At 35.3% G+C, this 25,569-nt stretch carries 23 protein-coding genes; 14 read left to right on the top strand and 9 right to left on the bottom strand.

Translation table 11 applies throughout. From position 1 onward, the window contains the following. Positions 1-36 precede the first annotated feature (36 nt). The 8 genes from pcp to ACI6PB_RS11775 form a co-directional block, all read right to left on the bottom strand. Positions 37-684 (bottom strand): pyroglutamyl-peptidase I, encoded by a 648-nt coding sequence (pcp, locus tag ACI6PB_RS11810; protein ID WP_404327466.1) that lies wholly within the window; start codon positions 682-684, stop codon positions 37-39. Between the two features lie 15 nt (positions 685-699). Further along, the gene (locus ACI6PB_RS11805; RefSeq protein ID WP_404327465.1) at positions 700-1,617 is read right to left on the bottom strand and encodes a DUF979 domain-containing protein; all 918 of its coding nucleotides are present in this window, start codon (positions 1,615-1,617) and stop codon (positions 700-702) included. Positions 1,618-1,634: 17 nt separating this feature from the next. Further along, the gene (locus tag ACI6PB_RS11800) at positions 1,635-2,291 is read right to left on the bottom strand and encodes a DUF969 domain-containing protein (RefSeq protein ID WP_309510666.1); all 657 of its coding nucleotides are present in this window, start codon (positions 2,289-2,291) and stop codon (positions 1,635-1,637) included. A 135-nt stretch (positions 2,292-2,426) separates the two neighbouring features. Then, complete coding sequence (cls, locus tag ACI6PB_RS11795) at positions 2,427-3,893, bottom strand: cardiolipin synthase (protein ID WP_056954715.1); 1,467 nt, start codon at positions 3,891-3,893, stop codon at positions 2,427-2,429. 112 nt (positions 3,894-4,005) lie between these two features. After that, positions 4,006-4,701, bottom strand: coding sequence for a zinc metallopeptidase (locus tag ACI6PB_RS11790; protein ID WP_025085738.1), 696 nt, complete (start codon positions 4,699-4,701; stop codon positions 4,006-4,008). 6 nt (positions 4,702-4,707) lie between these two features. Continuing rightward, on the bottom strand, positions 4,708-5,157 hold the full coding sequence (locus ACI6PB_RS11785; RefSeq protein WP_309510667.1) for a hypothetical protein: 450 nt from the start codon (positions 5,155-5,157) through the stop codon (positions 4,708-4,710). 345 nt (positions 5,158-5,502) lie between these two features. After that, positions 5,503-8,262: a YhgE/Pip domain-containing protein gene (locus ACI6PB_RS11780; protein ID WP_309510668.1), complete on the bottom strand. Its 2,760-nt coding sequence runs from the start codon at positions 8,260-8,262 to the stop codon at positions 5,503-5,505. Positions 8,263-8,299: 37 nt separating this feature from the next. Then, positions 8,300-9,055, bottom strand: a complete 756-nt coding sequence (locus ACI6PB_RS11775) for an alpha/beta hydrolase (protein WP_056954711.1) — start codon at positions 9,053-9,055, stop codon at positions 8,300-8,302. Between the two features lie 62 nt (positions 9,056-9,117). Between ACI6PB_RS11775 and ACI6PB_RS11770 the strand changes: the two genes are divergently transcribed. The 8 genes from ACI6PB_RS11770 (at position 9,118) to ACI6PB_RS11735 (ending at position 17,119) form a co-directional block, all read left to right on the top strand. Next, positions 9,118-9,819, top strand: coding sequence for a ribonuclease H family protein (locus ACI6PB_RS11770; RefSeq protein ID WP_025085742.1), 702 nt, complete (start codon positions 9,118-9,120; stop codon positions 9,817-9,819). Positions 9,820-10,134: 315 nt separating this feature from the next. Beyond that, the gene (locus tag ACI6PB_RS11765; RefSeq protein ID WP_404327464.1) at positions 10,135-10,692 is read left to right on the top strand and encodes a sigma 54-interacting transcriptional regulator; all 558 of its coding nucleotides are present in this window, start codon (positions 10,135-10,137) and stop codon (positions 10,690-10,692) included. Beyond that, entirely contained in the window at positions 10,676-12,703 is a 2,028-nt protein-coding gene (locus ACI6PB_RS11760) for a PRD domain-containing protein (RefSeq protein ID WP_404327463.1), read from the top strand. The genes ACI6PB_RS11765 and ACI6PB_RS11760 overlap by 17 nt, the downstream gene beginning before the upstream one ends. A 122-nt stretch (positions 12,704-12,825) precedes the next feature. Then, the gene (locus ACI6PB_RS11755) at positions 12,826-13,251 is read left to right on the top strand and encodes a PTS sugar transporter subunit IIA (protein ID WP_025086165.1); all 426 of its coding nucleotides are present in this window, start codon (positions 12,826-12,828) and stop codon (positions 13,249-13,251) included. Positions 13,252-13,263: 12 nt separating this feature from the next. Further along, the gene (locus ACI6PB_RS11750; RefSeq protein ID WP_025086166.1) at positions 13,264-13,755 is read left to right on the top strand and encodes a PTS sugar transporter subunit IIB; all 492 of its coding nucleotides are present in this window, start codon (positions 13,264-13,266) and stop codon (positions 13,753-13,755) included. A gap of 28 nt (positions 13,756-13,783) precedes the next feature. Next, positions 13,784-14,608, top strand: a complete 825-nt coding sequence (locus ACI6PB_RS11745; RefSeq protein WP_309510670.1) for a PTS sugar transporter subunit IIC — start codon at positions 13,784-13,786, stop codon at positions 14,606-14,608. 19 nt (positions 14,609-14,627) lie between these two features. After that, complete coding sequence (locus ACI6PB_RS11740; protein ID WP_056954699.1) at positions 14,628-15,455, top strand: PTS system mannose/fructose/sorbose family transporter subunit IID; 828 nt, start codon at positions 14,628-14,630, stop codon at positions 15,453-15,455. Beyond that, entirely contained in the window at positions 15,455-17,119 is a 1,665-nt protein-coding gene (locus tag ACI6PB_RS11735; protein WP_404327462.1) for an alpha-glucosidase, read from the top strand. Before ACI6PB_RS11740 ends, ACI6PB_RS11735 begins: the two co-directional genes overlap by 1 nt. A gap of 51 nt (positions 17,120-17,170) precedes the next feature. Here ACI6PB_RS11735 and ACI6PB_RS11730 read toward each other — a convergent pair whose 3' ends face one another. After that, positions 17,171-18,094, bottom strand: coding sequence for a DUF1002 domain-containing protein (locus ACI6PB_RS11730; RefSeq protein ID WP_373887547.1), 924 nt, complete (start codon positions 18,092-18,094; stop codon positions 17,171-17,173). Positions 18,095-18,360: 266 nt separating this feature from the next. On the opposite strand from ACI6PB_RS11730, the gene ACI6PB_RS11725 reads away from it, so the two are divergent. The 6 genes from ACI6PB_RS11725 (at position 18,361) to ACI6PB_RS11700 (ending at position 25,515) form a co-directional block, all read left to right on the top strand. Continuing rightward, positions 18,361-19,599 (top strand): PTS sugar transporter subunit IIC, encoded by a 1,239-nt coding sequence (locus ACI6PB_RS11725; protein WP_404327461.1) that lies wholly within the window; start codon positions 18,361-18,363, stop codon positions 19,597-19,599. Positions 19,600-20,124: 525 nt separating this feature from the next. Beyond that, positions 20,125-21,180 carry a D-alanine--D-alanine ligase gene (locus tag ACI6PB_RS11720; protein ID WP_025085851.1) on the top strand — a complete coding sequence of 352 codons (1,056 nt, stop codon included), beginning with the start codon at positions 20,125-20,127 and terminating at the stop codon, positions 21,178-21,180. A gap of 153 nt (positions 21,181-21,333) precedes the next feature. Next, positions 21,334-22,245 carry an L-lactate dehydrogenase gene (locus ACI6PB_RS11715; RefSeq protein ID WP_056955797.1) on the top strand — a complete coding sequence of 304 codons (912 nt, stop codon included), beginning with the start codon at positions 21,334-21,336 and terminating at the stop codon, positions 22,243-22,245. 109 nt (positions 22,246-22,354) lie between these two features. Further along, the gene (locus ACI6PB_RS11710) at positions 22,355-23,245 is read left to right on the top strand and encodes a DNA/RNA non-specific endonuclease (RefSeq protein WP_025085850.1); all 891 of its coding nucleotides are present in this window, start codon (positions 22,355-22,357) and stop codon (positions 23,243-23,245) included. 92 nt (positions 23,246-23,337) lie between these two features. Next, positions 23,338-24,498 (top strand): N-acetylglucosamine-6-phosphate deacetylase, encoded by a 1,161-nt coding sequence (gene nagA, locus ACI6PB_RS11705; RefSeq protein WP_025085849.1) that lies wholly within the window; start codon positions 23,338-23,340, stop codon positions 24,496-24,498. A 273-nt stretch (positions 24,499-24,771) separates the two neighbouring features. Further along, positions 24,772-25,515, top strand: a complete 744-nt coding sequence (locus ACI6PB_RS11700; protein ID WP_025085848.1) for a glycerophosphodiester phosphodiesterase family protein — start codon at positions 24,772-24,774, stop codon at positions 25,513-25,515. The last annotated feature ends 54 nt before the right edge of the window (positions 25,516-25,569 follow it).

Raw genomic sequence — 25,569 nt, 5'->3', positions numbered from 1 at the left:
ACTAACTCGATTTCAGTTAGTCGTTTTTTTGTGCTTTTAATTCAAACTACCACCGATAACTTCAATATCACCTTTACCATCGCATTCAACAATGGCTGTAATAGCGGCAGTGATTCCTTTAACATCGTCAGCTAATGAAAGAGAAGGCGTTTCAGGACGATTCAAAACTTGATTAGGCAAGAATGGAATGTGCATGAAACCAGCCTTTAAATCAGGGAATTCCTTGTCAATCATATATTGAACTTGATACATGATGTGGTTGCAGACGTAGGTTCCAGCAGTTGTGGAAACTTTACTAGGAATTCCAGCTTCGATAATGGCCTGTGCCATAGCCTTAACGGGCAATTGTGTGAAATAGGCATTTTGTCCGTCTTCATGAATTGGTTGGTTACGGGGTTGGTAACCAGCATTATCTTTAATTCGACCATCGTCGAAATTGATAGCAACTCTTTCAGGGGTCAAAGCGTAACGACCGCCAGCTTGGCCAATGTCCAAAACGTAATCGGGCTTATTATCAAGAATAGCTTGATGAACGACTTCAGCACATTTGTTGAAGATAGTTGGAATCTCTACTTTAATAATTTCAGCACCAGCGATTGTATCGGGTAATTTCTTTACAGCCTCAATAGCAGGATTAATTTTGTCAGTGCCAAAGGGATCAAAACCAGTTACAAGAATTTTCATAATAAAACTTCCTCCTTAAAATGCTAAAAAGTACATTAATATAATTTGAACGACTAATAGAGTTAGTGCAATTGGATATTGTTGCTTGATGACGCCTAGATTATCTTTCATTTCTAGCAATGCTACAGGTAAAGAATTGAAATTAGCAGCCATTGGTGTCATTAAGGTACCACAATAACCAGATGTCATACCTAATGCAGCAACTACAGCGGGGTTACCGCCCTGAGCTACAACAAAGGGAATACCGATTCCAGCTGTAATAACAGCAAAGGCAGCAAAAGCATTTCCCATTACCATGGTGAAGATCACCATAGCAACACAATAAAGAATTACTCCTAAGAGATGATTACCTGCTGGAAAGACACCGGAAATGGCTTTGGAAGTGACATCACCAACACCAGAAGCAGTAAAAATCACTCCTAAGGTAGCCAATAATTGTGGCAATATACCAGCGGTTCCGACAGAACGGACCATTCTTTCACTATCATGATAAGTAGTTTTAGCATCGGTTTTAGATATGATCATAGCAATAATCAAAGCAATTACTGAAGCAATGCCGATTCCGACTTGACCACCTAATTTAGTGAATTGACTAATTAGAATAGAGAAGATAGCTAAAACAACGCTGGGAAAAAAGAGCCAGGCTCCTAAACGTTTAGCTGATTTTTCGGCAACTTCTTTGTTAACTTCTTTGAGTTTACCGACTTTGATTTGTTTGAGTAAAGAAAGTATACCAACAAAAACAATTAAAAGGCCGATAACAAGATTAGGTAAATATATTCCAACGGCAAAAATGATTCCCATAATTAACCAGAACAATCCAGTACCAATACGAGCAGAATTATCTTTGTCACGAAATGATTCGATGCTGGCGAAGACCATAATCAAACCAATTAGAACGTAGAAGATTTCTAGAATATTATTAACATTCATATGTTTAACCTCGCTTATTAGATTTCAAATTGTTTATCAAAACGTCTGTTGTAATAGGCGGTAATTAAAAACGTAATGACAGCCATTGGAATTGAATAAAGTACAATGTTGGCTGGTGTGGCAGTATAACCAAGTGATTTCATAGTACTAGACATTAAAAGGACACCACTTGAAGCGATGAATAAATTTTGTGAGAAAAAGTTACCAAAGTTATCAGTTGCGGCAGCTCGAGCTTTGATCAAATCAACTTGTTTATCAGTTAAAGGTTTTTTGACACTAGCAGCAGCCTGAGCCATGGGATTGATCAAAGGACGGATGAATTGAACCTGACCAGAAAGCGCGATACCCATAGCATCAGTAATTTCCCGAATTGCTAAATAAAGATTGAATATTTTTCCTGCGGAAAGGTTTTTGATTTTACTAATACCATTGACAGCAGCCTGTTTCAAACCGTGGCTTTCGACAACGCCAATCATTGGTAGAGTGAGGAAGAATAGCGAAACCATACGATTATCCATGAATCCTTTTCCGAGAATTGTCAGTACGTGAGTTATAGACATACCAGAAACTAGTCCGGTTGCCAGAGCAGCGGCGACAACAACGGCTACGGTGTCTAATTTAAAAGCAAAGCCAAGGATAATGATAACTATCCCGATTAATTTTAAATATTCCATTCTGTTTTCCCCTATTATTAAATTTATTTTTCATTTTAGCACGGATTATTTGATAAAAGTGAGAATAATTAAAAAAAGCCTAATAAAAAAAGACACAATCAAAATAATATTGACTGTGTCTTTACGTAATTTAATTTAGAGAATAGGTGATAACAAACGGGAGAATCGTTGTTTGAAATGTAGCCACATTCCTTGTTCTTTAATGATTTCTGGTGTTAATAATAATGAATCTTTCATATCATTTTCAAACGAACGGGCAATTTGGTGAGCTACTTTAGCATCATAGATAAAAGCGTTGGCCTCGAAGTTTAATGAGTAACTTCTGAAATCATGATTCATTGAGCCAACGGAACAAATCTTGCCATCAAAGACAGAAGTCTTAGCATGTAAGAATCCCTTTTGGTAGCTGTAAATCTTGATACCATAAGTGGTTAACAAGTTAGCATAGTATTGCGTTGCACGATAAATGAAGGGATGATCAGGCATACATGGAATCATGATTCTGACATCGACTCCTGAGCGGGCAGCAATAGTTAGAGCGGTAAACATCGCATCGTCTGGTACCAAGTAAGGTGATTGAATCCAAACACTCTTCTTAGCACTGACAATCATATCAATAAAGCCGTCTTTTAAGATCTCTTCACGGCTATCGGGACCATCAGAAATAATCTGAATTGGTAAGTTAGCGTCAGAATTAAATTTATCAGATGGAAAGTATTTTTCTAAGAAAGCTAATGGTTCGGCGTTACGGTCTAGTGAAGCATTCCAGTCACGGAAAAACCTCTCTTGTAATAAGAGGGTAGCGGCACCAAAAATCCTGGAATGGGTATCACGCCAATAACCAAATTTTTCAGTCGTATTGACGTATTGGTCACCAACGTTGAAACCACCGATCCAACCAGTTGTACCATCGATAACAACAATCTTTCGGTGCAAGTGATAGTTCAAACGAGTTTTGGCGATGACGTTTTTAGAAGTGATAAAAGGTAAAACTTCTCCACCAGCAGCTTGAAATTCCTTGAAATATCTTGGCTTAGTTCCACCAGAACCCCATGGGTCATATAGGATACGGACTTCTAATCCTTCTTTAGCTTTTTGTGTTAAGAGATCAAGAAATTTGTCTCCAATGTCACTCTTAATAAAAGCATAGTATTCGACATGAACGGTCTCTTTAGCTTGACGGATGTCCTCGAACATACCTTTGAACTTTTCCTGTCCATCAAAATAAAGTTTGATCTCGTTGTGACGAGTTAACGGTGCTTCTTCAGTTTCATTGAAGAATCTTATTATATGGTCCGCATAATGCGTCTCATCATAACGTGAGGCGTTCTGAGGACGCTTTTGAGCAGCAATGGCCATTCTTTTCAGTTGGCTTAAACTATAGTGCTCTTGTTTACTGATATTAAATATCTTTTCTTGAGCAATCCCACGTCCCAGAAATGCATAGATAAGGAACCCCAAAATTGGTAGTAGAACAAGAACTAAAATCCAAGCCCAAGTAGTAACGATATTACGAGGTCTATGGAAAACAGTAATAAGTGCGGATATAGTATTGACTGTTAGAATTATGAGAATTAGCCAGATGATCCAAGTATCAATCATAAAATAAATTCCCCTCTATTTATTTATAAAGAAAGTTTACTTCAAAATACTAATAAAATCTAATTATTGAATATAATTTGGTAATAAAAAAAGCCGCTTTCGCGACTTTTACTTAATTTCTGTTATCACCGAAAATCAGAATTAAACGTAATAGTTGTAGGGCAGTTGAGATAACAGCGGCCACATAAGTTAAAGCAGCGGCGAAAAGAACTTGTTTGACCATTGGTACTTCGTCACTATCGACGAGTGTACTGGAGCTTAAGATCTTTACGGCACGACCTGAAGCATTGAACTCAACTGGTAGAGTAACTACTTGGAACAAAACAACTAAAGCGAATAACCAAATTCCGATTTGAATCAAAGTTTGATTTGCGCCCAAGATAACACCTAATAGAATAATTGGGATTGAAAAGTTGGATCCAAGATTTACAGCAGGAACCAAAGCTGATCTCAATCTCATAGGGGCGTAACTTGTTTGGTCTTGAATGGCATGTCCACACTCATGGGCTGCCACACCGATAGCTGCAACAGAAGTTGAATCGTAAGTAGATTCAGAAAGATTTAACGTTTTATTAGTAGGGTTGTAGTTATCGGTTAACTTACCACTAACTCTTTGAATTTGAACGTTTTGAAGCCCAGCATTATCAAGAATAAATCTAGCAGCATCAGCACCACTAGTTCCGTGGTGACTAGGAACTTCATCATACTTCTTGAAATTATGATTTACATACCATGATGCCCATAAACTGATAACAAGACCAATAATTATCAGGAGATAGCTGGGACCAAAGAAACCATATGTATACATATATTGTTAACTCCTCTTTAATAACTTTTTGTTAAAGATAGTATAACCATTATTTGTGAAGTTTTCTTGAACTAGGTGATCCAAGTCGTTAATTTCAATATCTGTCAATAAGATTTGATCACGTAAGAAGATGAGTAATCGATCCGAGATTTCTTTCTTTTCATCATCACTTAGATCTTTGAAAGTTATCATCAACGCTGCCGAATGTTTCTCCAAATCAAGGTCACTAAGACTGATCAAAGCTGAAATCTGTTTGGCATCCTTCTTTTGAATAAACCAGTAAATACCATCATTTTTCATGATAACTTTAGCGGTATTAGAGATATATTCGGTTGTAGGGTCGATGTCCTCATCTAGAAACTCGCTAACTTCTTTTAAATTGAAGCGACTGGGAAAGTCCCAGCAGAAGTTATTTGTGATAAAAGGTCGATAATCGCGCATTTTTTGGTTTGTCATTAAAAAATTTCATACGGTGGTTGATCGTATTACTTATCCTCCCTTTTTCTTATTGTGGTTCTTTTTTGGAATAACCATTGTTCTATGTTTAATAGTGGAAACGAGCTCCGCAGGCCAGATTCTTGTGCTTTGCCTGACTTCACGAACTATCTGCTACGCAGCTAATTAGCAAAGTCCTGCAAATGCTCGGAATCTAAGCAGGCTTGCTGTGCTCTCTATTTGAAACGAGCTCCGCAAGGGCAACCTCTTCCGGTTTGCTACAGTATTGAAATTGCCCGCATGGTGCGCGTGCGATTCCAATACTTAGGTAAATCCTCGGAGGCTAATCGCCCTTGCTCCGCTCTCTTATTCGATAATCATGCTCTTCTTAGCACTCTTATGTAATCGATGCATAAATGGCTTCAATGGTTCTGTACATAGTAATCCTAACAGATAGAATCCAATTCCGAATGCTAACAATATAATAATATCTTTGGTTGCATTAGGCCAATATATTCCACCAACGGCTTCTCTTATTAGATTTACCGCATATGTAAATGGTAGATATGGATTGATTACTCGGAAGAATCCATCTGATAGTACTACTGGGAAGTTTCCTCCGGCTCCGGAGATCGATAGCACCAGGATGATAATTCCTAATCCTTTTCCGACGGTTCCGAACATCTGAACTAATGAATATAGTATCGAAATGAAGACGAAACTTACTAGCATACAGAAGACAATTAACCATATCTTCTCTTTGGTATAAGCATGCAAGATAAATAGATTTCCTAGAGCTGCAGAGATTGCTTGTAATTGGTTTAAGAAACCAAAAGTTAAGTAACGACCGTTGAATCTTTGCTTGAATGTATAGAGATACTTTTGCTTATCGTCTAATTTAAAGTGGACAGTGAAGACACTGGATAGTAATAGTGCTCCAACCCAAATACAGAGGGCTAAGTAGAATGGCGCACTGGCTGATCCGTAATTTGGTACGTCATAGAGATTGTCTTGCTTTAATTTGACTGGATTAGAGAAGAAATCTGATTCTTTGTTGGCATCGGATTTCATTAATCTAATAATAGCTCCGAGGTCGACGTCTTTCTTGCCTTTCTTCAACAAGGTAGCGGAATGGTGAATATCTTTCTTCAATTGTGGCCAATCATTTTCGGCAAAATCGTTAGCAGTCGATAGTGCTTGTTCTAATTCTGGTGTCTTGGAGTTAACTAGATTCAAAGTAGTAGTTAACTCATTTTCAATTGATGGCAATTCATATTGAACGAAGAAAGTAGCTTTGGCTAATTTGTTCTTCAAAGTTGGATAATCATTGTCATAGAAATCATTTAGTAAGCCGATTCCAGTAACGATATTAGTCATATTACCGTTCAATAATTGGTTAGCATCGTGAATTTCATTACCAACAGCGGGCAATTGTTTTTGATACTTTTGAAGGTAACTTAAAGCGGTGTTCAAAATTCCTTCAGTATTGTTCAAGAGTCCTGGAATTGTTGGAATAATATCAGTATTGAAAGTTCCTAGTGTAGAACTAAGTTCTTTTAAGAAACTGTTGATATCAGTAACGATTGTTGAAACTGAATCCATAATGTTGATGTTCTTGATTGTATTGACGCCATCAGCTACTTGATTTGCATGTGTTTGTAAATCGGTTAGCTTACTTTGTAATTCAGAAGTATCTAAACTGTCATAGTTGTTCAAAATATCATTAGCTTTTGTAGCTAAGGTATCGTTCAACGTAGCTAAATCATTTAGATGTTGAATAGGTCTGTCGAGTAGAGTCAACTTATCTTTACCTAATTGTTCAGCTAGACGGTTGAAGAAGTTTTGGAGATCGGTTAAAGCCGAAGCAACTTGACGACTGACTTTTGCCAAATGGGTTGAGTCAGTAGCAATGTTTTGAATAACAGTCTTCAATTGTTCTTTCAATTGTTGATTAGTTGGATCTTCTTTGATCTTGTCGATTAAAGTATTGATCATCTCGGCAGAAGTACTGATTTGCTTACCAAGGTTGTAAACCATTGATAAACCAGTATCGATGGTTGTTTTGATAACAGGTAAAGCTTGTTGAATCTTAGGAATTAGTTCAGAAGTTGTTTTGTCAGTAGCATTTTTAGCGTCTTCACCTAATTTTTGAACTTCAGGCATAACGTTTTGAACCTTCTGAATAACTTCCAATCCGTTTTGAACTTGAGTGATGCTGGAGCTCATTAAGCTGGAAATCTTACCAAAGTCTGTATCTACTTCGTTGATTTGAGTACCAGCATTTTGAATTTCAGGAATCTTATTCTTGAGTTGTTTGGCGGCAGTTCCACCAACATCGGCTAATGGCAAAATATTATTAACATTAACTAATTTGTTAGCATCCTCATTTAATAGTGGCAAATATCCATACATGTCGTTAACTTGATTCAATTTTTGATTCAAGTTAGGTACTAGGGTATTAGCCTTTTGAACTTTGTCCATAATGTCCTGTAATTCGGGGAGATTATCATCAGTTGTGACTAATAAGGATTCGAATCGTCTTAACATTGGAAGGTTATCTTTAATATCCATTCCTGACTTGTTCAAAGCTTGTGTAATAGTTTTACTGATAGTTCCCACAAATTCAGAAGAAATTGTATTTTGTAAAGTTGTCGCCCCGGATTGAGTCAATTTCGGGGCTATCGCATTGATTTTCTGATTTACCTTAAAGACCAGCTTCGGTTTTTTAATAGTTCCAGATAAGAAGCTGATAATGTCCTTAGAAAAAGTTTTTGGAATGTAAATTCCAGCGTAGTAAGAACCATCTTTGACACCTTGGTCTAATTCCTTTTTGGAGTTGACAAAAGTCCAACCTAGTTTATGATTCTTTTTAAGGTTGTCGATTAGTTGATCACCAATTTCAATTTTTTGACCTTGTACTTCGACTGGCGCATCGTCTGAATAAACAGCAACCTTTAGACCACTGGTGTTAGAGTAGGGGTCCCATAGGGCCCAAACGTTAAACCAACAGTATAAACACGGTAAAATAACCAGAGCCAGCATCAATAAAGTTGCGGGTTTGGATTTTAATGTCCTCTTTAAATCTAATTTAAATAATTCCCAAGCTTTGATAGAAATCCCCTCCAAATCTCTGTTAAAACTGTAGTAATGTAATTATATAACGTTATGACAGCGGATTATAATAAATAAACCCGTTGACCATTTTTAGAATCTCTGAATCATCGTGAAGCATTGAGTGTTCTGCATTAGAGCCCTTAATAAGATATTCGGTGTATTCTTTTACTCGCGGTTTGAGAATGTAAGAAATAGACTTGGCAGATGTAACGGAAATGTATTTATCACTATTAGAGTGATCGCCGACATTTCCAAAAATGTTCAAAACGCGTAAATCGTCTGAGATACTTTTTTCATTCATAAAAATTCTAAAGTAGGTTGGACTCATAAAAGCCGGACGTCCATTTGGTTTGATTCGGTTGATGTTGGGAAGATCTCCCAAACCAATAATCCCGTTGAACGGTGCAGCAATGAGTACTAATTTTTTCAACCTCGGCATGTAGGGACGCATTTTTTCTTTCAAATTAACCAGTACTAATGAAACAGCACCCAGAGAATGACCAATTGCATCATAAGTTGTGAATTCATGTTCTAAGCGTAAGTTAAATAATAGCTTGGTTAACCAATATGCCATTTGGTTACTGCCAACCCATTTATTTTGAAAAACAACTTGAACAATAGGATGTTCATCCTCAGTCCAAACTCCCTCATATGTGACCTTTCCCTTCCAATCAATGATTGCTTTGAGAAATTGGTCCTTCTGTTTACCGTTACATTTTAAAGCAGATTCAATCATTTTCTTAGTCGTATAGTCTCCACCACGAAAACCGTGGATGTAGAGAATCGGCCATTGCCCTTTTTTCATAAATTCACCCCAACAAGATATTATTATATAATTATTATTGAGAAAAATTAACCAAATGAGGTATGACATTGCAAAAATATTATGCAGTACGACGTGGTAAGAAGCCTGGAATTTATCTAACTTGGGCAGACTGTAAGGCTCAAGTCGATGGTTTCACCGGAGCTAGATATAAAAGTTTTCCCGATAAGGCACAAGCACAAGCCTTTATTGATGGAAAAGATTCCTATAACAATAGTAGAAAAACAACAACAAAAAAATCTACTAATAAGGTTTCCAATATTGAAGATTTTGACATCGTTATTTATACCGACGGTGGTTCCAGAAATCATGGTAACTTTAAAGGTGGTCATGTGAAAGATTCTGATAAAGCCGCTTGGGCTTATCATATCAACAATAATGGCCAGATATATGAAGGAACTGGTGGAGAATTTGGAGCGACAAATAATCGCATGGAGATAATGGCCCTAATTCAGAGTATTAAACGATTAAATGAGCTTAAAATCAACCAACAAAATGCGATATTTGTCTTAGATTCACAGTACGTTCTCAACGCCATTACTCAAAATTGGCTTAATGGTTGGAAGAGAAGAGGTTTTAAAAAAGCTGACGGTAGTACGCCGGTAAATGTCGAATTGTGGCGTGAATTGGATCAACTTTTGCCAACTGTTCCTAAGAAAACTTTTGAGTGGACTAAAGGACATGCAACCAATGTAGGGAACAACCGTGTTGATGCTTTGTTAAATGAAACAATGGATAAAATGTAGAATCTAAATAATAAATAAGAACAGCATCTATTAAGAGATATTCAAGTACATAACATATGTTTTGAATACTTAATGGAAGTTGTTCTTTTTGTTTGGAAACTACTTTGTAGCTCTCACAGACACAGGAAGTCCTTCATTGAAGGGGATGGTGTTCGTTAAATTATATTAATTATAAATTTGATAATAACTGAGTCAATGTTTATTTGAAAGTAGATATAAGTGCTTAATTAAGAATAAACAGTTAAACTTAAATTAAGCACTTACATCTGCATAAATAGTGCTTAATTATTTTTTTAGTGCTTAAAAAGGTGAACAATGACAAAATCAGTAGATAAAGTATATAAAGTAATTCAGGAAGAATATGGGGATGAATGGACCGATACTAAAACTATTGCTAACGTAGCAGGATTGAGTAGAAATGTTATTAGTATTTATTTATCTCAACTTTATAAAGAAGGAAAATTGGTCAAAAAAAATGGTAGACCAGTACTATGGAAAATTGCTAAGAATGATGTTCCTTTTCAAAATCTAATCGGTCATTCTGGAAGTCTAAAGGATATTGTTAAAAAATGTCAGGAATCAATAGTTTATCCTCCCAATGGTTTTCCCTTGATCATTACTGGTCCTAGTGGTGTCGGTAAAAGCTTTTTGGCCAAGGATATTTATAATGAAGCAAAGAAAATGAAGGTTATATCTGATGATGCTAAATTTGTGACATTGAATGCTGCAGATTATGCCAACAATCCAGAATTACTTTCCTCAGTTCTATTTGGATATAAAAAGGGCGCCTTTACAGGAGCTAATGAAGATACACTTGGATTGATAGATCAAGCCGACAATGGTTATTTCTTTTTAGATGAAGTACATACATAGGTTACCCAAAGAAAGTCAGGAGAAGTTATTCTCTTTATTAGATTTAGGTAAATTTTATCCCTTAGGTGAGAACGAAAATGCTCATCAGGTAAATGTTCGTTTTATATTTGCTACAACAGAGGATTTGGATAATTTCCTTTTGAAGACCTTTGTTCGAAGAGTTCCATTACATGTTTCTTTACCAGCATTTAAGGATCGTCCGCTGACTGAAAGATTGGCGTTGATTACGAATGCTTTCAAGGAAGAAGCTATAAGAATTGATCGTCGTTTCTATATTACTAATAAGGTAATTGAAGAGTTAACGAAAAATGATGCTTCAGGTAATGTTGGGGCAATGCAAAATGAAGTTAAATTATTGTGCGCTTCAGCATATACAGAAAATCATCAAGATAAGGATATTCATATAGGTTCTTCTTCAGAAAATGATAATTATATAATTATTGATAAAGATACTGACATTAATGACCATTCTGGTTCGGTTGATGCTGAAGCAGATTTGATTGAAGAGTTACACTTGGCATTGAAAGAATCTACGTCCAAAAAGGATACAATTTCTAATCAAATTTTATTATTGATGAAATTCTTAAGAAAACTTGATTATTTGATGGATGAAAACTTGGTCCAGTCTATTAGTTATAAATTGAGAATAGGAATTGAATCAATTCTGAATAAACGATATGGACTTAAATTGCAATTATCAGATGCGGATATTAAGCAGATTAGTTTTGGCTTGTCATTGTACTATTTTACAGATCGTAAAAAAGTTAATATGACTGAGCTTAATAGTGATTTTGAGGAACTTTATCCGCGAGCAATGTATGTCTATAAGCAGTTATTAAGAGAAATCAGTGATGATGAAGGCTTTGAAGAGTTCAATATACCTTGGTTAGTCTTACTATTTAAAGATAGGATTAAAAAAATCGAAAGTATCCAATATACGGGAATTATCTTGGCCCATGGCGATAGCACTGCTACAAGTATTCAGAGTGTGGTTAATAATTTGTGTGGTAACTATATTTTTGAAGCTTTCGATATGCCAATCGATATCTCTATTCATGAAATTAATAACTATGTCCAAAAGTATATTAGACAACAAAAGGATCGAGATCATAAAGGTATTTTTGTACTATTTGACATGGGCTCATTGACACAGATGTTTTCAGAGATTAAGAAGTATTCTAATTGTGAATTATTAGTTATTAATAATGTTACAACAGCCACGGCTCTTGATGTTGGAATAAGAATTCAACGTAATGACGGATTTAAAGAAATTACTCGAGCAGCTAATAAATTTGGTGAGGCTTGTGGTACACAATACTATGAAGGGCTTTCTGATAATTCTAATATTGTGGTTTCTTGCATGTCAGGTGTGGGTCTGTCAGAAGAAATTAAGAGAATGATGTTGGAAAGTCTGTCTAACAAGTTCGAAATCATAACAATGGATTATAAAGATTTGAAACAAACCTTAGAAAATCATGAACAAAAATTCTTCGACAAAACTAAATTTGTTGTGACAACAACGGATATTGATACGAATCTAGATATCGATATCATTAATATTTATGACATCATGGAGAAAAATGGTTACGCTAGATTTGAAAAGCTGTTGCTCAATTCAGGAGAGCAGAAACCTAATATTGAGGCATTAATGAATAAAATGTTGAAATTCTTTACGATTGAGGGTATTAAAGATCGACTTCAATTCCTTAATTCAGATGTTGTTATTGATGAAGTTCAGCTTATTACTCAGAGATACCAAGAATATTATGATATTTCCTTAGATGGTAAGACTAAGTTGAATCTGTATATGCATTTGTCATTAATGATTGAAAGAATGCTAGTAAATTCTCGTAAACAAGAGAATCCTAGTGTTTCGTTTGAAGGAGATAAGGAGAAAGAGTTTTATTCTGTTTCCAAAACAATATTCAAAGGTATTGAATTAAAATATAATTTTCAAGTCAATGACTACGAAATATCGTTGATGTATCAACTATTACATTTTTATATTTAATTTGAGTAAGTGCTTAATTAAAATTAAGCACTTATTTTTTTTACGATTAAAAAGCTTTATTTAATAGCTTTTATAAAAGTTGGCACGTAACTTGCTTATATAAAAGTGAGGAGGGTAATGAGATGAAAAAAATAGTCGTTGCCTCACATGGCAGCATGGCCGAAGGCATGAAGAACACAATTGAACTTTTCGCCGGACATAATGACAATGTCAGTTATATTTCGGCATATACAAAAAAGAATGATGATTTGAATGAAACAATTGATAAATTATTCGATACATTTGCAGATGATGATAAAGTAATTATTTTTACAGATTTAATGGGTGGCAGTGTTAATCAAAGGTTAACTGTTAAAGCACAAACTAATAAGAACGTCTTTATTATTTATGGATTTAATTTGCCAGTTGTAATTGAAGCAATTCTATCCAAAGAAGACGTGAACGCGACATATATTAAGAAACTTGTAGAAGTTGGCAGAAACAGTTTAGGAACTGTCGAATTAGATAGTAATGATTCAAAAAATGATGATGAAGATTTTTTCAATTAGGAGGAAATAATAATGATTAAAATTATGAGAGTTGATGAAAGATTAATTCACGGACAAATTGCAATGGTTTGGTCAAAGGAAATGAGTATTGATGGAATTGTTGTTGCTAACGATGCTACAGCTAGTGATGAGACACAACAAATGGCTTTGAAAATGGCCGTTCCATCAGGTATTAAGGTAATCATCAAAACCGTAGATAGTGCTATTGAGCTATTGAACGATCCACGTGCTCAAAATATGAAATTATTTGTTTTAGTAAGAACAGTTGATGATGCCGAAAAATTAGCCGAAAAAGTTTCAGATATTCAGTACGTCAATTTAGGAAATGTTGGTAAGGCATCAACCGATCCTAAGACAACTTTGACACAATTTGTAATGTTGACTAAGCCAGAAATTGAGTCTTTGAAGAAGTTGGTTGAGATTTATCCTGACACAGCATTACAAAACTTACCAACTGATAAAAAGGAAAAAGCTACTGATTTTATCAAGAAAATGAATCTATAGGAATTATCACAGATGAGGAGAAATAGACATGTATGAAGCATTTGCAGTTGCCATAGTTGTTTTCCTAACCGTAGGTGGTCAGGAATTATTAGGTTTTTCAATGCTAGGAAGACCGATCGTCATTGGACCATTGGTCGGTTTATTATTAGGAGATGTCAAAACTGGTTTAATGATCGGTGCATCTCTAGAAACTATTTTTATGGGTATCGTTAATATCGGTGGTGCTAGTGCCGCTGAACCAGGACTTGCTAGTGCTTTAGCCGTAGCCTTCGCTATTATGATGCATGGTGGATTAGGAGTTGCACTACCACTTGCAATTCCTTTGGGTATTATTGGATTACAAATTAAGACCTTGATCTATGTTGCTGTTGTTGGCCCATTTGCAAGTAAATTCGACAGCATGGCCGAAAAAGGTAATCAAAAAGGGATAGTCAGGTTGCATTTTGGATTATGGGCTTTGCAATGGTTCCTTTATTCATTGATTCCATTCTTCGCAATGCTATTTGGTTCAGAAGCTACACAAAGAGTTTTGAAGATGATTCCTACTATCATTGTTCACGGATTGACTGTTGCCGGTAATGTTTTACCAGCTGTCGGGATGGCAATGTTGATGAAAATTCTATGGGATAAGAATATCTCAGCCTTTTATTTCTTAGGATTTTTGATTGTTGCATATTTGAAGATGCCACTTATTGCAGTAGCTGTTATGGGAGCTATTATTGCTATCTTGGTTGCGCAAAGAGACTATCAATTGCATGGCCTTGTAGAAAAAGTTTCAGCAAGACCTGCTACCACAAATACAAATACTACTGAGACAAAAGATGAACAGGAAAATGATGATTTCTTTAGTTAATGATTAGGAGAAGGATATTATGAGTAAATTATCGAAAGATATGTCAAAAGATGAAAAGAAATTAATGAGACAAATGTATTGGCGCTCATTTACCTTGTATTCAGCTGTTACTCCTGCTAAGCAAGGAGCTTCAGGCTTTGAATATTCAATGCTGCCATTCATTAATAAGTTCTACAAGAAAGAGCAAGATAAAAAAGAAGCTATGGTTCGTCAGATGTCATACTTCAATACTAATCTAGCCATGGCACCATTCGTTATGGGAGTTACAGCTTCCATGGAAAAGCAGAATAGTGAAAGTGACGATTTCAACGCTGAATCTATTAATGCTATTAAGACCAGTTTGATGGGACCTTTAGCAGGTATTGGTGATTCTATTTTCTGGGGCGTTTTAAGAGTTATTGCTGCTGGTATTGCAATTAGTTTAGCTAAAAATGGTAATATTGCTGCGCCAATTATTTTCTTACTATTATTCAATATTCCTGTACAGTTAGTTCGTTGGTACGGTGGCCAACTTGGATATACATTAGGATCAAATTATATCGGTGAATTGTATGAAAAAGGTTTAATTAATATTTTGACAAAAGCTGCCAGCATTGTTGGTTTGATGATGGTTGGTGCCATGACCAGCAACATGGTTAAATTCGATTTGAAATGGAATATGGTTGTTGGTGGCAAAACAATTCTTAAATCACAACAAATGTTGAACCAAATTTTCATAGGTATTTTACCTTTAGCAATTACACTATTATGCTTCTGGCTACTAAAGAAAAAGAACGTTTCAATTAACTGGTTAATTCTTGGAACAATTGTTATCTCAATCTTGTTAGCATTAGTAGGTGTTGTTTAATGAATAAAGAATGGTGGAAAAATGCAGTAATCTATCAAGTATATCCAAAGAGTTTTTTAGACACTAATGATGATGGTATTGGTGATCTAAAAGGAATTGACAGTAAATTAGGCTATCTAAAAAAATTAGGTGTCGATGCTTTGTGGATAAGTCCATGTTATTTATCGCCACAGATTGATAATGGTTATGATATAGCTGATTATCGAAAGATAGATCCAATGTTTGGAGATAATTCTGACTTAGAACAACTGATTCAGGATGCCCATGCTAAGAATATTAAAATCATTATGGATATGGTAGCCAACCATACTTCTGATAAATCAATTTGGTTTGAAGAAAGTCGTAAATCAAAAAATAATTACTTTAGTGATTTTTATATTTGGAAAGATCCTAAAGAAGACGGCAGTGAGCCTAATAACTGGGGATCTAACTTTGGTGGTTCAGCTTGGACGTATGATAGTAATCGTGAACAATATTATCTTCACTATTATGGTAAACAACAACCAGATCTCAATTGGGAAAATCCTAAGGTTAGACAAGATATCTATGATGTTATGAGATACTGGAAGGCTCATGGGGTTGATGGATGGAGAATGGATGTCATTACTTCTATTTCCAAAGATCAGAACTTTCCTAATAACCCTAATCCACATCATTTGGAATATGTTGTTGGTAATCAAAATAACGGACCAAGAATGCATGAGTTTATCCATGAGATGAATCAAGAAGTATTCAAACCATTTTCTATGATGAGTGTTGGTGAAGCTCCAGATAGTAAGAGTAAAGATGCTAGATTATTGGTTGAACCTGATCGTGAAGAGTTGAATATGGTATTTACCTTTGAACACATGCATGTAGATCGTAAACCGGGTGATGTAAATGGTAGATGGGCTATTCAACCGGTTGATATTGTTCAACTTAAAAGAACTTTAGCAAATTGGCAAAATACGCTTGATGGTCATGGATGGAATGCACTTTACTTTGAAAATCACGATCGTGCCAGAACTCCTTCTAGATGGGGGAATGATACTAAGTATCGTTATGAATCAGCGGCTGCTTTTGCAACGGTATTGCATGGATTGAAAGGAACTCCCTTTGTTTATCAAGGTGAAGAAATAGGGATGACTAATCCTTCTTTTGAACTAGAAGACTATGAGGATATAGAGTTAAAAACTAATTATGACAAACTTGTAAAACAAGAAAAAACTATTAGTGGTACTGATTTTTTGAAAGCTGCCAGAAAGATTAGTCGTGATAATGCTCGAACTCCTATGCAATGGGATGATAGTAAGAATGCTGGATTTACTAAAGGAAAACCATGGTTTAAGTTAAATCCTAACTATAAAGATTTGAATGTTTCTGATGATCTTAGATCTGATAAATCGGTATTCAAATATTATCAGGAACTAATTAAATTACGACATGAAGAACCAATTTTAAAAGATGGTACTTTTAAATTGCTATTGCCAGATGATAAAAATATTTTCATGTACACTAGAACACTTGATGATGAACAATGGCTCGTGGTTGCTAATCTATCTGGTGATTTACAAAGGGTAGATGCATTGAATAAGTACGTTGGCTTTAAAACGGTTGTAACTAATTATGATGACGGGGACAAAGAAATCCTCAGACCATATGAAGCCAGAATTTTGAGGAAATAAAAAGAACTCGTACGTTATCAAATTACGTACGAGTTCTTTGTGTATTACAGATTATTTAAATAAACCACTGAAGAATGAAACGATACTGTCCCAAATTCTTTGTAAGAAGTTACGATTCTCCTGAGTATTTAAGTTATTGAAAATATTTTTAGCTTTACTCATGATATCGCTACTTAATTTTTGAGCTTGTTGTTTGAAGTTTGAATTCTTCAAAGCACCAGAATCTCTGATTTGTACCATCAAGTTAATGATTTGTTGTTTTTGATTGTTGTTGATGATATTTTGAAGATTATTCTTTTGCAAGTTGTTATTAACAATTGTTGTGATTTGGTTAACGGTGATATTATCGCCTTTATTTGCCAAATCAGATTTCATACCAGCAACGGCATTGTTCAATTGTTTATCAGAATATCCATCAGTACCCTTATTCGCATCGGTAATATTACTTAAAACATTCATTTCTTTTTGCGCAGCGTTAACTTGGCTTTGATTCAAAGTATCGCCACTATTGGCATAAGCTGCGTAGATTCCGGCTAAAGCACCAGAACCATCAATTGGTGTAGCTGATGTTACATAGATGTTAGCATCGCTGATACCGGCAGTTACGGCAGCATTACGATATTGGTCGGCTGTAATGGTAGTAATATTGTTCTTCCCATTATAATCAACGATTTTGACATTAATACCAGAACCGGATGAAGTCTTTTGAATCAAGGCCGATGACCAAACACCACTACTACTTGTGAAACTACTGCCACTAGGGTTGAGATATTTCACTAGAGTATCACCGGTAACGGTAATAGTCTTGTAGTCTCCACTGACTTGTGAAGAAAGGGCGTCAATTGTTCCTTGACGTTGACTTGATGTTAATGAAGTTCCTAATGTCATTACGGGTTGATCACTTAGATCGTCCGCTTTGACAGTCTGAGTTGAGAAAATTCCAACTGTGATTAAAGAAACTAGTCCTAATAAAATGATATTTAACTTTTTCAAGGTTTTATCCTCCTTAAATCATATTAAACCAAATATGTATGAAGAATTCGAGAAGATGGAAAATTTTTTTGAATACTTGTATGAATATATTAATATATTGACGAATAAATTAATAAAAATGAATGATTTTTTGACAAAATGTCAATGATTTAGTAAAAATGGTATATACCTATTGAATAATAGCGCTTACAAGAATATACTTTCTATGTTGTAAAACTATTTTACGGCAGAAAGAGGGGTACAGGCTTTTGAAAAACTTTATGGATTGGCTTCAAAATAAAATCATGCCACCGATGTCAAAAGTCGGAAACAACAAATATTTAGTATCCATACGTAACGGGTTAGTCTTGACATTACCAGCTATTATCAGTGGTAGTGTATTCCTAATTGTTGGTAACATACCAATTACTGCATGGGCTAATTTCATCAAACCATATATGAATATGATTGGTGTGGCCGTTAATGGATCATTTGGAATTATTTCATTATTAGCTGCAATTGGGATTGGATATGAGTTATCTAAGGAATTAGGAGTTGATCCTATTTCCGGCGCGGGACTTTCAACTATGGCTTTTGTCATCGTTTCATTTAATGATAAGTTCAAATTAGATACTAATAATTTTTCATCATCTGGGTTATTTACCGCAATTATTACTGCTATGATATCAGTTACAATTTTTAACTTCTTTATTAAGAAAAATATTATTATCAAATTACCTGATGGCGTACCAACAGCTGTCTCGAATTCATTTGTTTCATTATTACCAGGTTTTGTTATCTTAGTTCTATTCTGGTTTATCCGTATGCCACTACATATTGATATTAATTTGGTTATTCAATCAATTTTCCATCCATTACTATTCGCGATGAATACTTTGCCAGGTATTTTGGTTTACACATTCCTAGTAAGTTTGCTTTGGGTTTGTGGTATTCATGCTGATATGACTTTAGAGGGAATCGCTGATCCAATTTTCTTACAATTTTTAGCTGCTAATGGAACGGCTTTTGCACATCATCAACCACTTCCTTATGCCACAGCTGCTGGATTTTCTAGTTTGATGGTTAACGTTGGTGGTACTGGTGCCACAATTACTTTGGTTGTTTTGATGTTATTCTCAAAGAGTAAGACTTATCGTGATCTTGGACGAGTAGCATTTCCAGGTGCTTTGTTTGAAATCAATGAACCTGTTATTTTCGGATTTCCTATTGTTATGAATCCTTTGACGATGATTCCATTTATCGTAATTCCATTGATTTTAGCTACAGGTAGTTATCTTTTGATTCATTTAGGATTAATGAATGCGCCAGTAGCGATGGTACCTTGGACAATGCCTCCAATTATCGGACCACTAATGGCAACTGGTTGGGATTGGCGTGCTGCTGTTTGGTCAGCTGTCGAGTTAGTCTTAGCCGGAGCAATGTATTATCCATTCTTCAAAGTTGCTGAAAAAGGTATGCTTGCTAAAGAAAAGACTTCTACAGATTAAAAGATTGTTGAAAAATAATCTGTATATGTCATCAAATTAAAAAGAACGATAATCAGTCAGAGGAGGCTGATTATCGTTCTTTTTAGCATTAATTGATTTCCATTTTTTTGATTCTAGTAGTTTTACTAGAAATTATCAAAGAACTGAAGAAATAATTCAAACAAAAAAGTCGGACACGGCAATGTCCGACTCTAAATAATATGTAATATTGTTATTAGACAAGGACACTGATTAAGGGCCACTTTTTAAGTGGTCTTTTTCTTTACCTTGCTTCACTAATATATTAACAAGATAAGACATCTAAAACAACTATAAAGTAATAACATGTCAACTAGTATTATTATATTTATAATGGTTACTGAAAAAGTACATTCGTTAAAGAAAAAAGCTTTCACAAGTCAATGGAATTTTTTCTTATTTATTTGATAATTAAAATGGCTTTTGCCGCTAGTTTATGCTATTCTGTAGGTTCTAGGATTACGCTTAAGTAAGTATAATTAAATAAAAAGGATTAGGTGAAACACAATGAAAATTGTCGTTCTTTCAGGTGGAAGAAGTACAGAAAGAAATGTTTCTTTATCTTCCGGAGTTAAAATCACCAACGCACTACGTAGTAAAGGTTATGAAGTAGCTTACGTTGATTCATTCTTAGGTAAGGATATTGAAGAGGATAAAATTGATGATCTCTTCACAACAGAACCTGAAAATGAAAGCAAATTAGTTATTGATGATGAAGTTCTTACAGATGAAAAGATCAATGCTTTAAGAACTGACGGAACTAAAGGTCTATTAGGTAGAAATGTTCTTAACATTTGTCGTCATGCCGATATTGTCTACATGGGACTTCACGGTGAAGATGGCGAAAATGGTAAGATGCAAGCTGTCTTTGATGTCTTTGATATCAAGTATACAGGTAGTGGTTCATTAGCTTCTGGACTTGCTATGGACAAGAAATATTCTAAAGAAATTTTTGTACAAGATAATATTCCAACTGCTCAATACACAACAACTAAGACTGCTAAAATTTTATCAGAGGATATTCCTTTCAACTATCCAATGGTAGTAAAACCTTCTAACGGTGGTTCAAGTGTTGGTACACATATTGTTAACAATGCTACTGAATTAAGAGATTCAGTTGCTGATGCTTTGAGATTTGATGATGAAGTTCTAATTGAAGAGTATATCAAGGGACGCGAATTCTCAGTTGCTATCGTTGATGGTTTGGTTCTTCCAGCTGTCGAAGTTACTGTTGATACAGGTTGGTATGATTTCCAACATAAGTTCCAAGCTAACAATGTGACTCATTTTATTACTCCTCCAGACAATTTGGATGATAAGATTCATAAAAATATGCAAGCATTGACTAAGAAAACTTTTGAAGCCTTAGGTATGAGTAACTACGGTCGTGTTGACTTCTTATTACGTGACGGTCAATTGTATGTCATGGAAGCTAATACTTTACCAGGTATGACACCATTGTCATTAATGCCAAGAGAAGCTGAAGCTGCTGGTATTTCATATGCCGATCTTTGTGAGAGAATCATTAAGAGTAAAGTTAAGTACTACGAAGAAAGAAAATAATAACGAATTTTAAACTAAAGACTATCTCCTAAATTCGGAGGTAGTCTTTTTCTGTTGTTAGATAGATTTGTAGACTTGTTAAAACGATTACAAATATAAGGTATAATTGTCGTGTGAACTATTCTTTAAAAATTTGATTGCGAGGTACGTTTCATGACAAGAAAAATTGGAATTATTGGAATGGGAAATGTTGGTGCCGCATGTGCACATTATATTGTTGCAGGTGGCTTTGTTGATGACTTAGTATTGATCGATAAGAATGAGAAAAAAGTTAAAGCTGATGCTTTAGACTTTGAAGATGCCATGGCTAATCTACCAACTCATACTAATATTTACGTAAATGATTATTCTCAATTGGATGATGCCGATATTATTATTTCAGCCGTTGGACACATCAAATTAATTGGCGGAGAACATCCAAATCGTTTTGGAGAATTGAAGCCAACCGGTGACTCTGTAACAGACGTAGCTAACAAGATTAAACAAACTAAATTTCATGGAGTCATGGTTGTAATTAGTAACCCTAATGATGTCATGACATCAATGTATCAACAAATTCTTGATTTTCCTAAAGAACGTGTAATTGGTACTGGCACATTGCTTGATTCAGCTAGAATGAAACGTGCTGTTGGTAAAGCCTTTGATGTTGATCCTAGATCTGTTTCAGGATATAACTTGGGAGAACACGGAAACTCACAGTTTACAGCTTGGTCAACGGTAAAAGTTATGGATCAGCCAGTTAAAGAATTAGCTGAGAAAAATGGTCTTGATTTGGATCAAATTAATGAAGATGTAAGAATGGGTGGTTTCACAGTCTTTGATGGCAAAGGATATACTAACTATGGTGTATCAACTGCAGCAGTAAGACTTTCGTTAGCAATTTTAAATGATGCTAATATCGAACTCCCTGTATCTAACTATCGTGAAGAATATGGCGTTTACCTATCATATCCAGCTATTGTTGGTCGTGATGGAATTGAAAAACAATTGCAATTGGATCTTCCTCAAGATGAATTAGATAAGCTTCAATATTCCGCCGACTATATCAAAAAAAATTTAAAATAAATTATGCAGAAAGAGTGTAGACAAAATGTCGCACTCTTTTTATTTTGGCGGGATAATTTACATATATTGATATAATAAGGTTTGCAAAAAATTGTTAAGGGGACAAACTATGAAAAAAGGTTTACTGCTGTTACTTTTACCACTGCTTTTGACTGGCTGTTCAACGAATGCAGATACCAGTTCTAAACAGGTTGATAATCAGGAAACAACGGCTAACAAAAATTCTAATGTGGATAAATCTAGTTCTGATTCCACTGGAAATGTTACGGCAAAAGAAATCAGTAATTGGACGTATGCATCTGGTGATAAAGCAGTTAAGATTTTGAACAATGATCGACCAACTACGATTCAAGCTAATGATTTTGATCAAGCACATATAGACTATGGTGGATTAGACAATTTGAATCGAACTAAAACGGCAACAGCGTATTTAACGCGTAATAATTTGGGTAAATCTAATACGAGAACTGAACAGACATGGCGCCCGACTGGTTGGCATAACGAACCCAAAACGGTCAACGGGACACGTGTTATTCCACAAAATAGAGGTCATTTAATTGCTTATACAATGACTTTCAATTTAAATAAATCCGGTCAAACGCAACAGGGTCAGCTAGGTAGTATTGATAATCCCTACAATCTTTTCACACAAACGGAATTTTCAAATCAAAAAACAATGACTGAAATTGAACAAATGGTTCGTAATAAATTAGCACAGAATAAAAAAATTATTTATCAAGTAACTCCAATTTTTCGAGGTAATGAACTAATGGCTCGGGGCGTTTGGGTACAGGCATTGTCGACCGATGGTAGTTTGAAAATTAACCGATATTTGTGGAATATTCAGAATAATATTGTTTTTGATTATGCGACAGGACGGTCAACTGTGGATGGGACTTTCACAGTGCCTGGAGTTGCTAATAATTATCAAAATAAGCATTATAATAATAGACATAAAAATTACAGACATTATAAGAAATATCGTCACTATTATCACTAGACAAATAGGAGATATATTTGTCTTTCTTCTGTGGTATAGACCAGTAAACAATGGTATAATGAAAACGTCAAAATTAGTAAGGAGATTCGATAATGTCATATTATATTCATGCTAAGAAGTTCTTTTTAAAAAACACTACTGAAAATGGCGGCTATCTAGAAGTTACTGATGACGGTAAGTTCGGTAAATTCTATCATGCTGACGAAGAAAAACCGGAAGGTAAAGTTGTTGATTATTCAGACAAGTTTATCGCTCCAGGTCTAGTTGACACACATATCCATGGTCTTGTAGGTCATGATGTTATGGATGACGATTTTGAAAAATTGAATGAAATGTCAGAAGGTCTATTAAAGGCTGGTGTTACATCATGGTTGCCAACAACTTTGACAGCATCACATGACCAACTAAAACATATTTGCCAAACAATTGGTGATAATTACAAGAAAGCTACTGGTGCTAAGATTCAAGGTATTCACTTTGAAGGTCCCTTCTACACAGAAAAACACAAGGGTGCACAAAATCCTAAGTACTTCAGAGATCCAGATGCCGAAGAATTTGAAGATTGGCAAGAAGCTGCTCACGGTATGATCAAGAAGATCTCTATTGCTCCTGAAAGAAAAGGTTCAGTTGAATTCACTAAAGCTGTTGCTTCAGATAACGTTGCTGTATATCTTGGACACAGTGATGCTACATTTGAACAAGCTAAGGCTTGTGTTGAAGCAGGTGCTACAGGATTTACACATACATATAATGGTATGAGTGGTTTGAATCACCGATTACCAGGTATGGTTGGTGCAGCACTTTCAATGCACTTAGTTGATGATGAATTGATTTGTGATGGACATCATGTCAACCCATTCGCAGCAAGAATTGTTATCGAAAAGAAGGGTGCAGAACACGTTGCCCTAATTACTGATTGTATGCGTGCTGGTTTAATGCCAGATGGTGACTACGTACTTGGTGAATTACCAGTTGTTGTTGCTAATGGAACAGCCAGATTAAAAGATGAAACACACAATTTAGCCGGTTCAATCTTGATGTTGAACGAAGCTATCAAGAATGTTGTTGACTGGAACATTGCTACAGACGAAGAAGCTGTAGAAATGGCAAGTTACACAGCTGCTAAGAGTTCAAAGGTTGCTGACAAGTGTGGTATTATCGCTGACGGTAGAGATGCTGATTTCATCGTACTTGATGATGATATGACATTATCAGAAACATACCTTGACGGTGTATCAAGATATAAGGCCTAAAGATAGAGAGCGGAACAAGGGCGGTCAGCTCCCGAGGATTAACGCCACTATCCCAGTCGGTGGCGAAGCGCCGGCAGAGATAGTTGACTTAACCGGAAGGAGTTGCCCTTGTGTAGCTCGTTTCTACTATAAAGATTAAGAACATTGGTTATTCCAAATAGGAAAAACCAAATAATAGAACCAAAACAAAAAGCCGAGGCAAACCAACAAGATACCTCGGTTTTTTAGTCCCTTGCATGGCTGTTGTATACTCTACATATCGGGAGGATTACTATGAATAAAAAAATTATTGCTCATAGAGGAATACCAACGTTAGCACCTGAAAATACTATGGCCTCATTCAATGAGGTGGTAAATCATGATGTTAAATGGATCGAGACTGATTTAAGTATCACTAAAGATGAAAAAATCTTTGTCATCCATGATGACAAATTGAACAGAACGACAAATCAATCTGGATCAATTGAGACTGTTGATAGTGAAACAGTAGCTAGTGCTGATGCTGGGTATTGGTTTGCCGAGAAGTTTCGCGGTGAAAAGATACCAACTTTGGACCAATTAATTGATTTTCTTAATATCCACAAGATTAATGCCAATATCGAGTTAAAAGGTGTTGTAGGGGACAACGCTAATTACTTAGCTGATAAATTAGTTGAAAAATTTGTTGAATCATTAGATCGATTGGATGAGCATGTTGAATTAATTATTTCTAGTTTTAATCCAATTATGTTGGAAAAAATGTATAAGTTAAGACCAGATTTAAAATACGCTGTTCTATTCAGTCGAGCAACACTTGGTGATGATTGGAATCTGGTTATGCAAGCTTGCCATGCCAAAATCGTTCATCCAGATGGTTCTTCACTAACCGAAGCTAAAGTTAAACAAATGAAAGATTATGGTTATGAAATTAACGCTTGGACAATCGATGATATTAATCGTGCTCAAACATTGCTCAAATGGGGTGTTGATGGAATAATTACTAACATTGCAGATAGAATGAGCTTTTTAGAAGAATAATAAAAATAGTCTCGTAGAAGTTAGTGCTTTTAACTTCTACGAGACCTTTTTGTC

This window comes from Companilactobacillus paralimentarius, assembly GCF_963227125.1.
Classification (GTDB): Bacteria; Bacillota; Bacilli; order Lactobacillales; family Lactobacillaceae; genus Companilactobacillus; species Companilactobacillus paralimentarius.
Note: the sequence above shows the minus strand (reverse complement) of the source record. Positions and strands in the feature narration are given on the sequence as shown.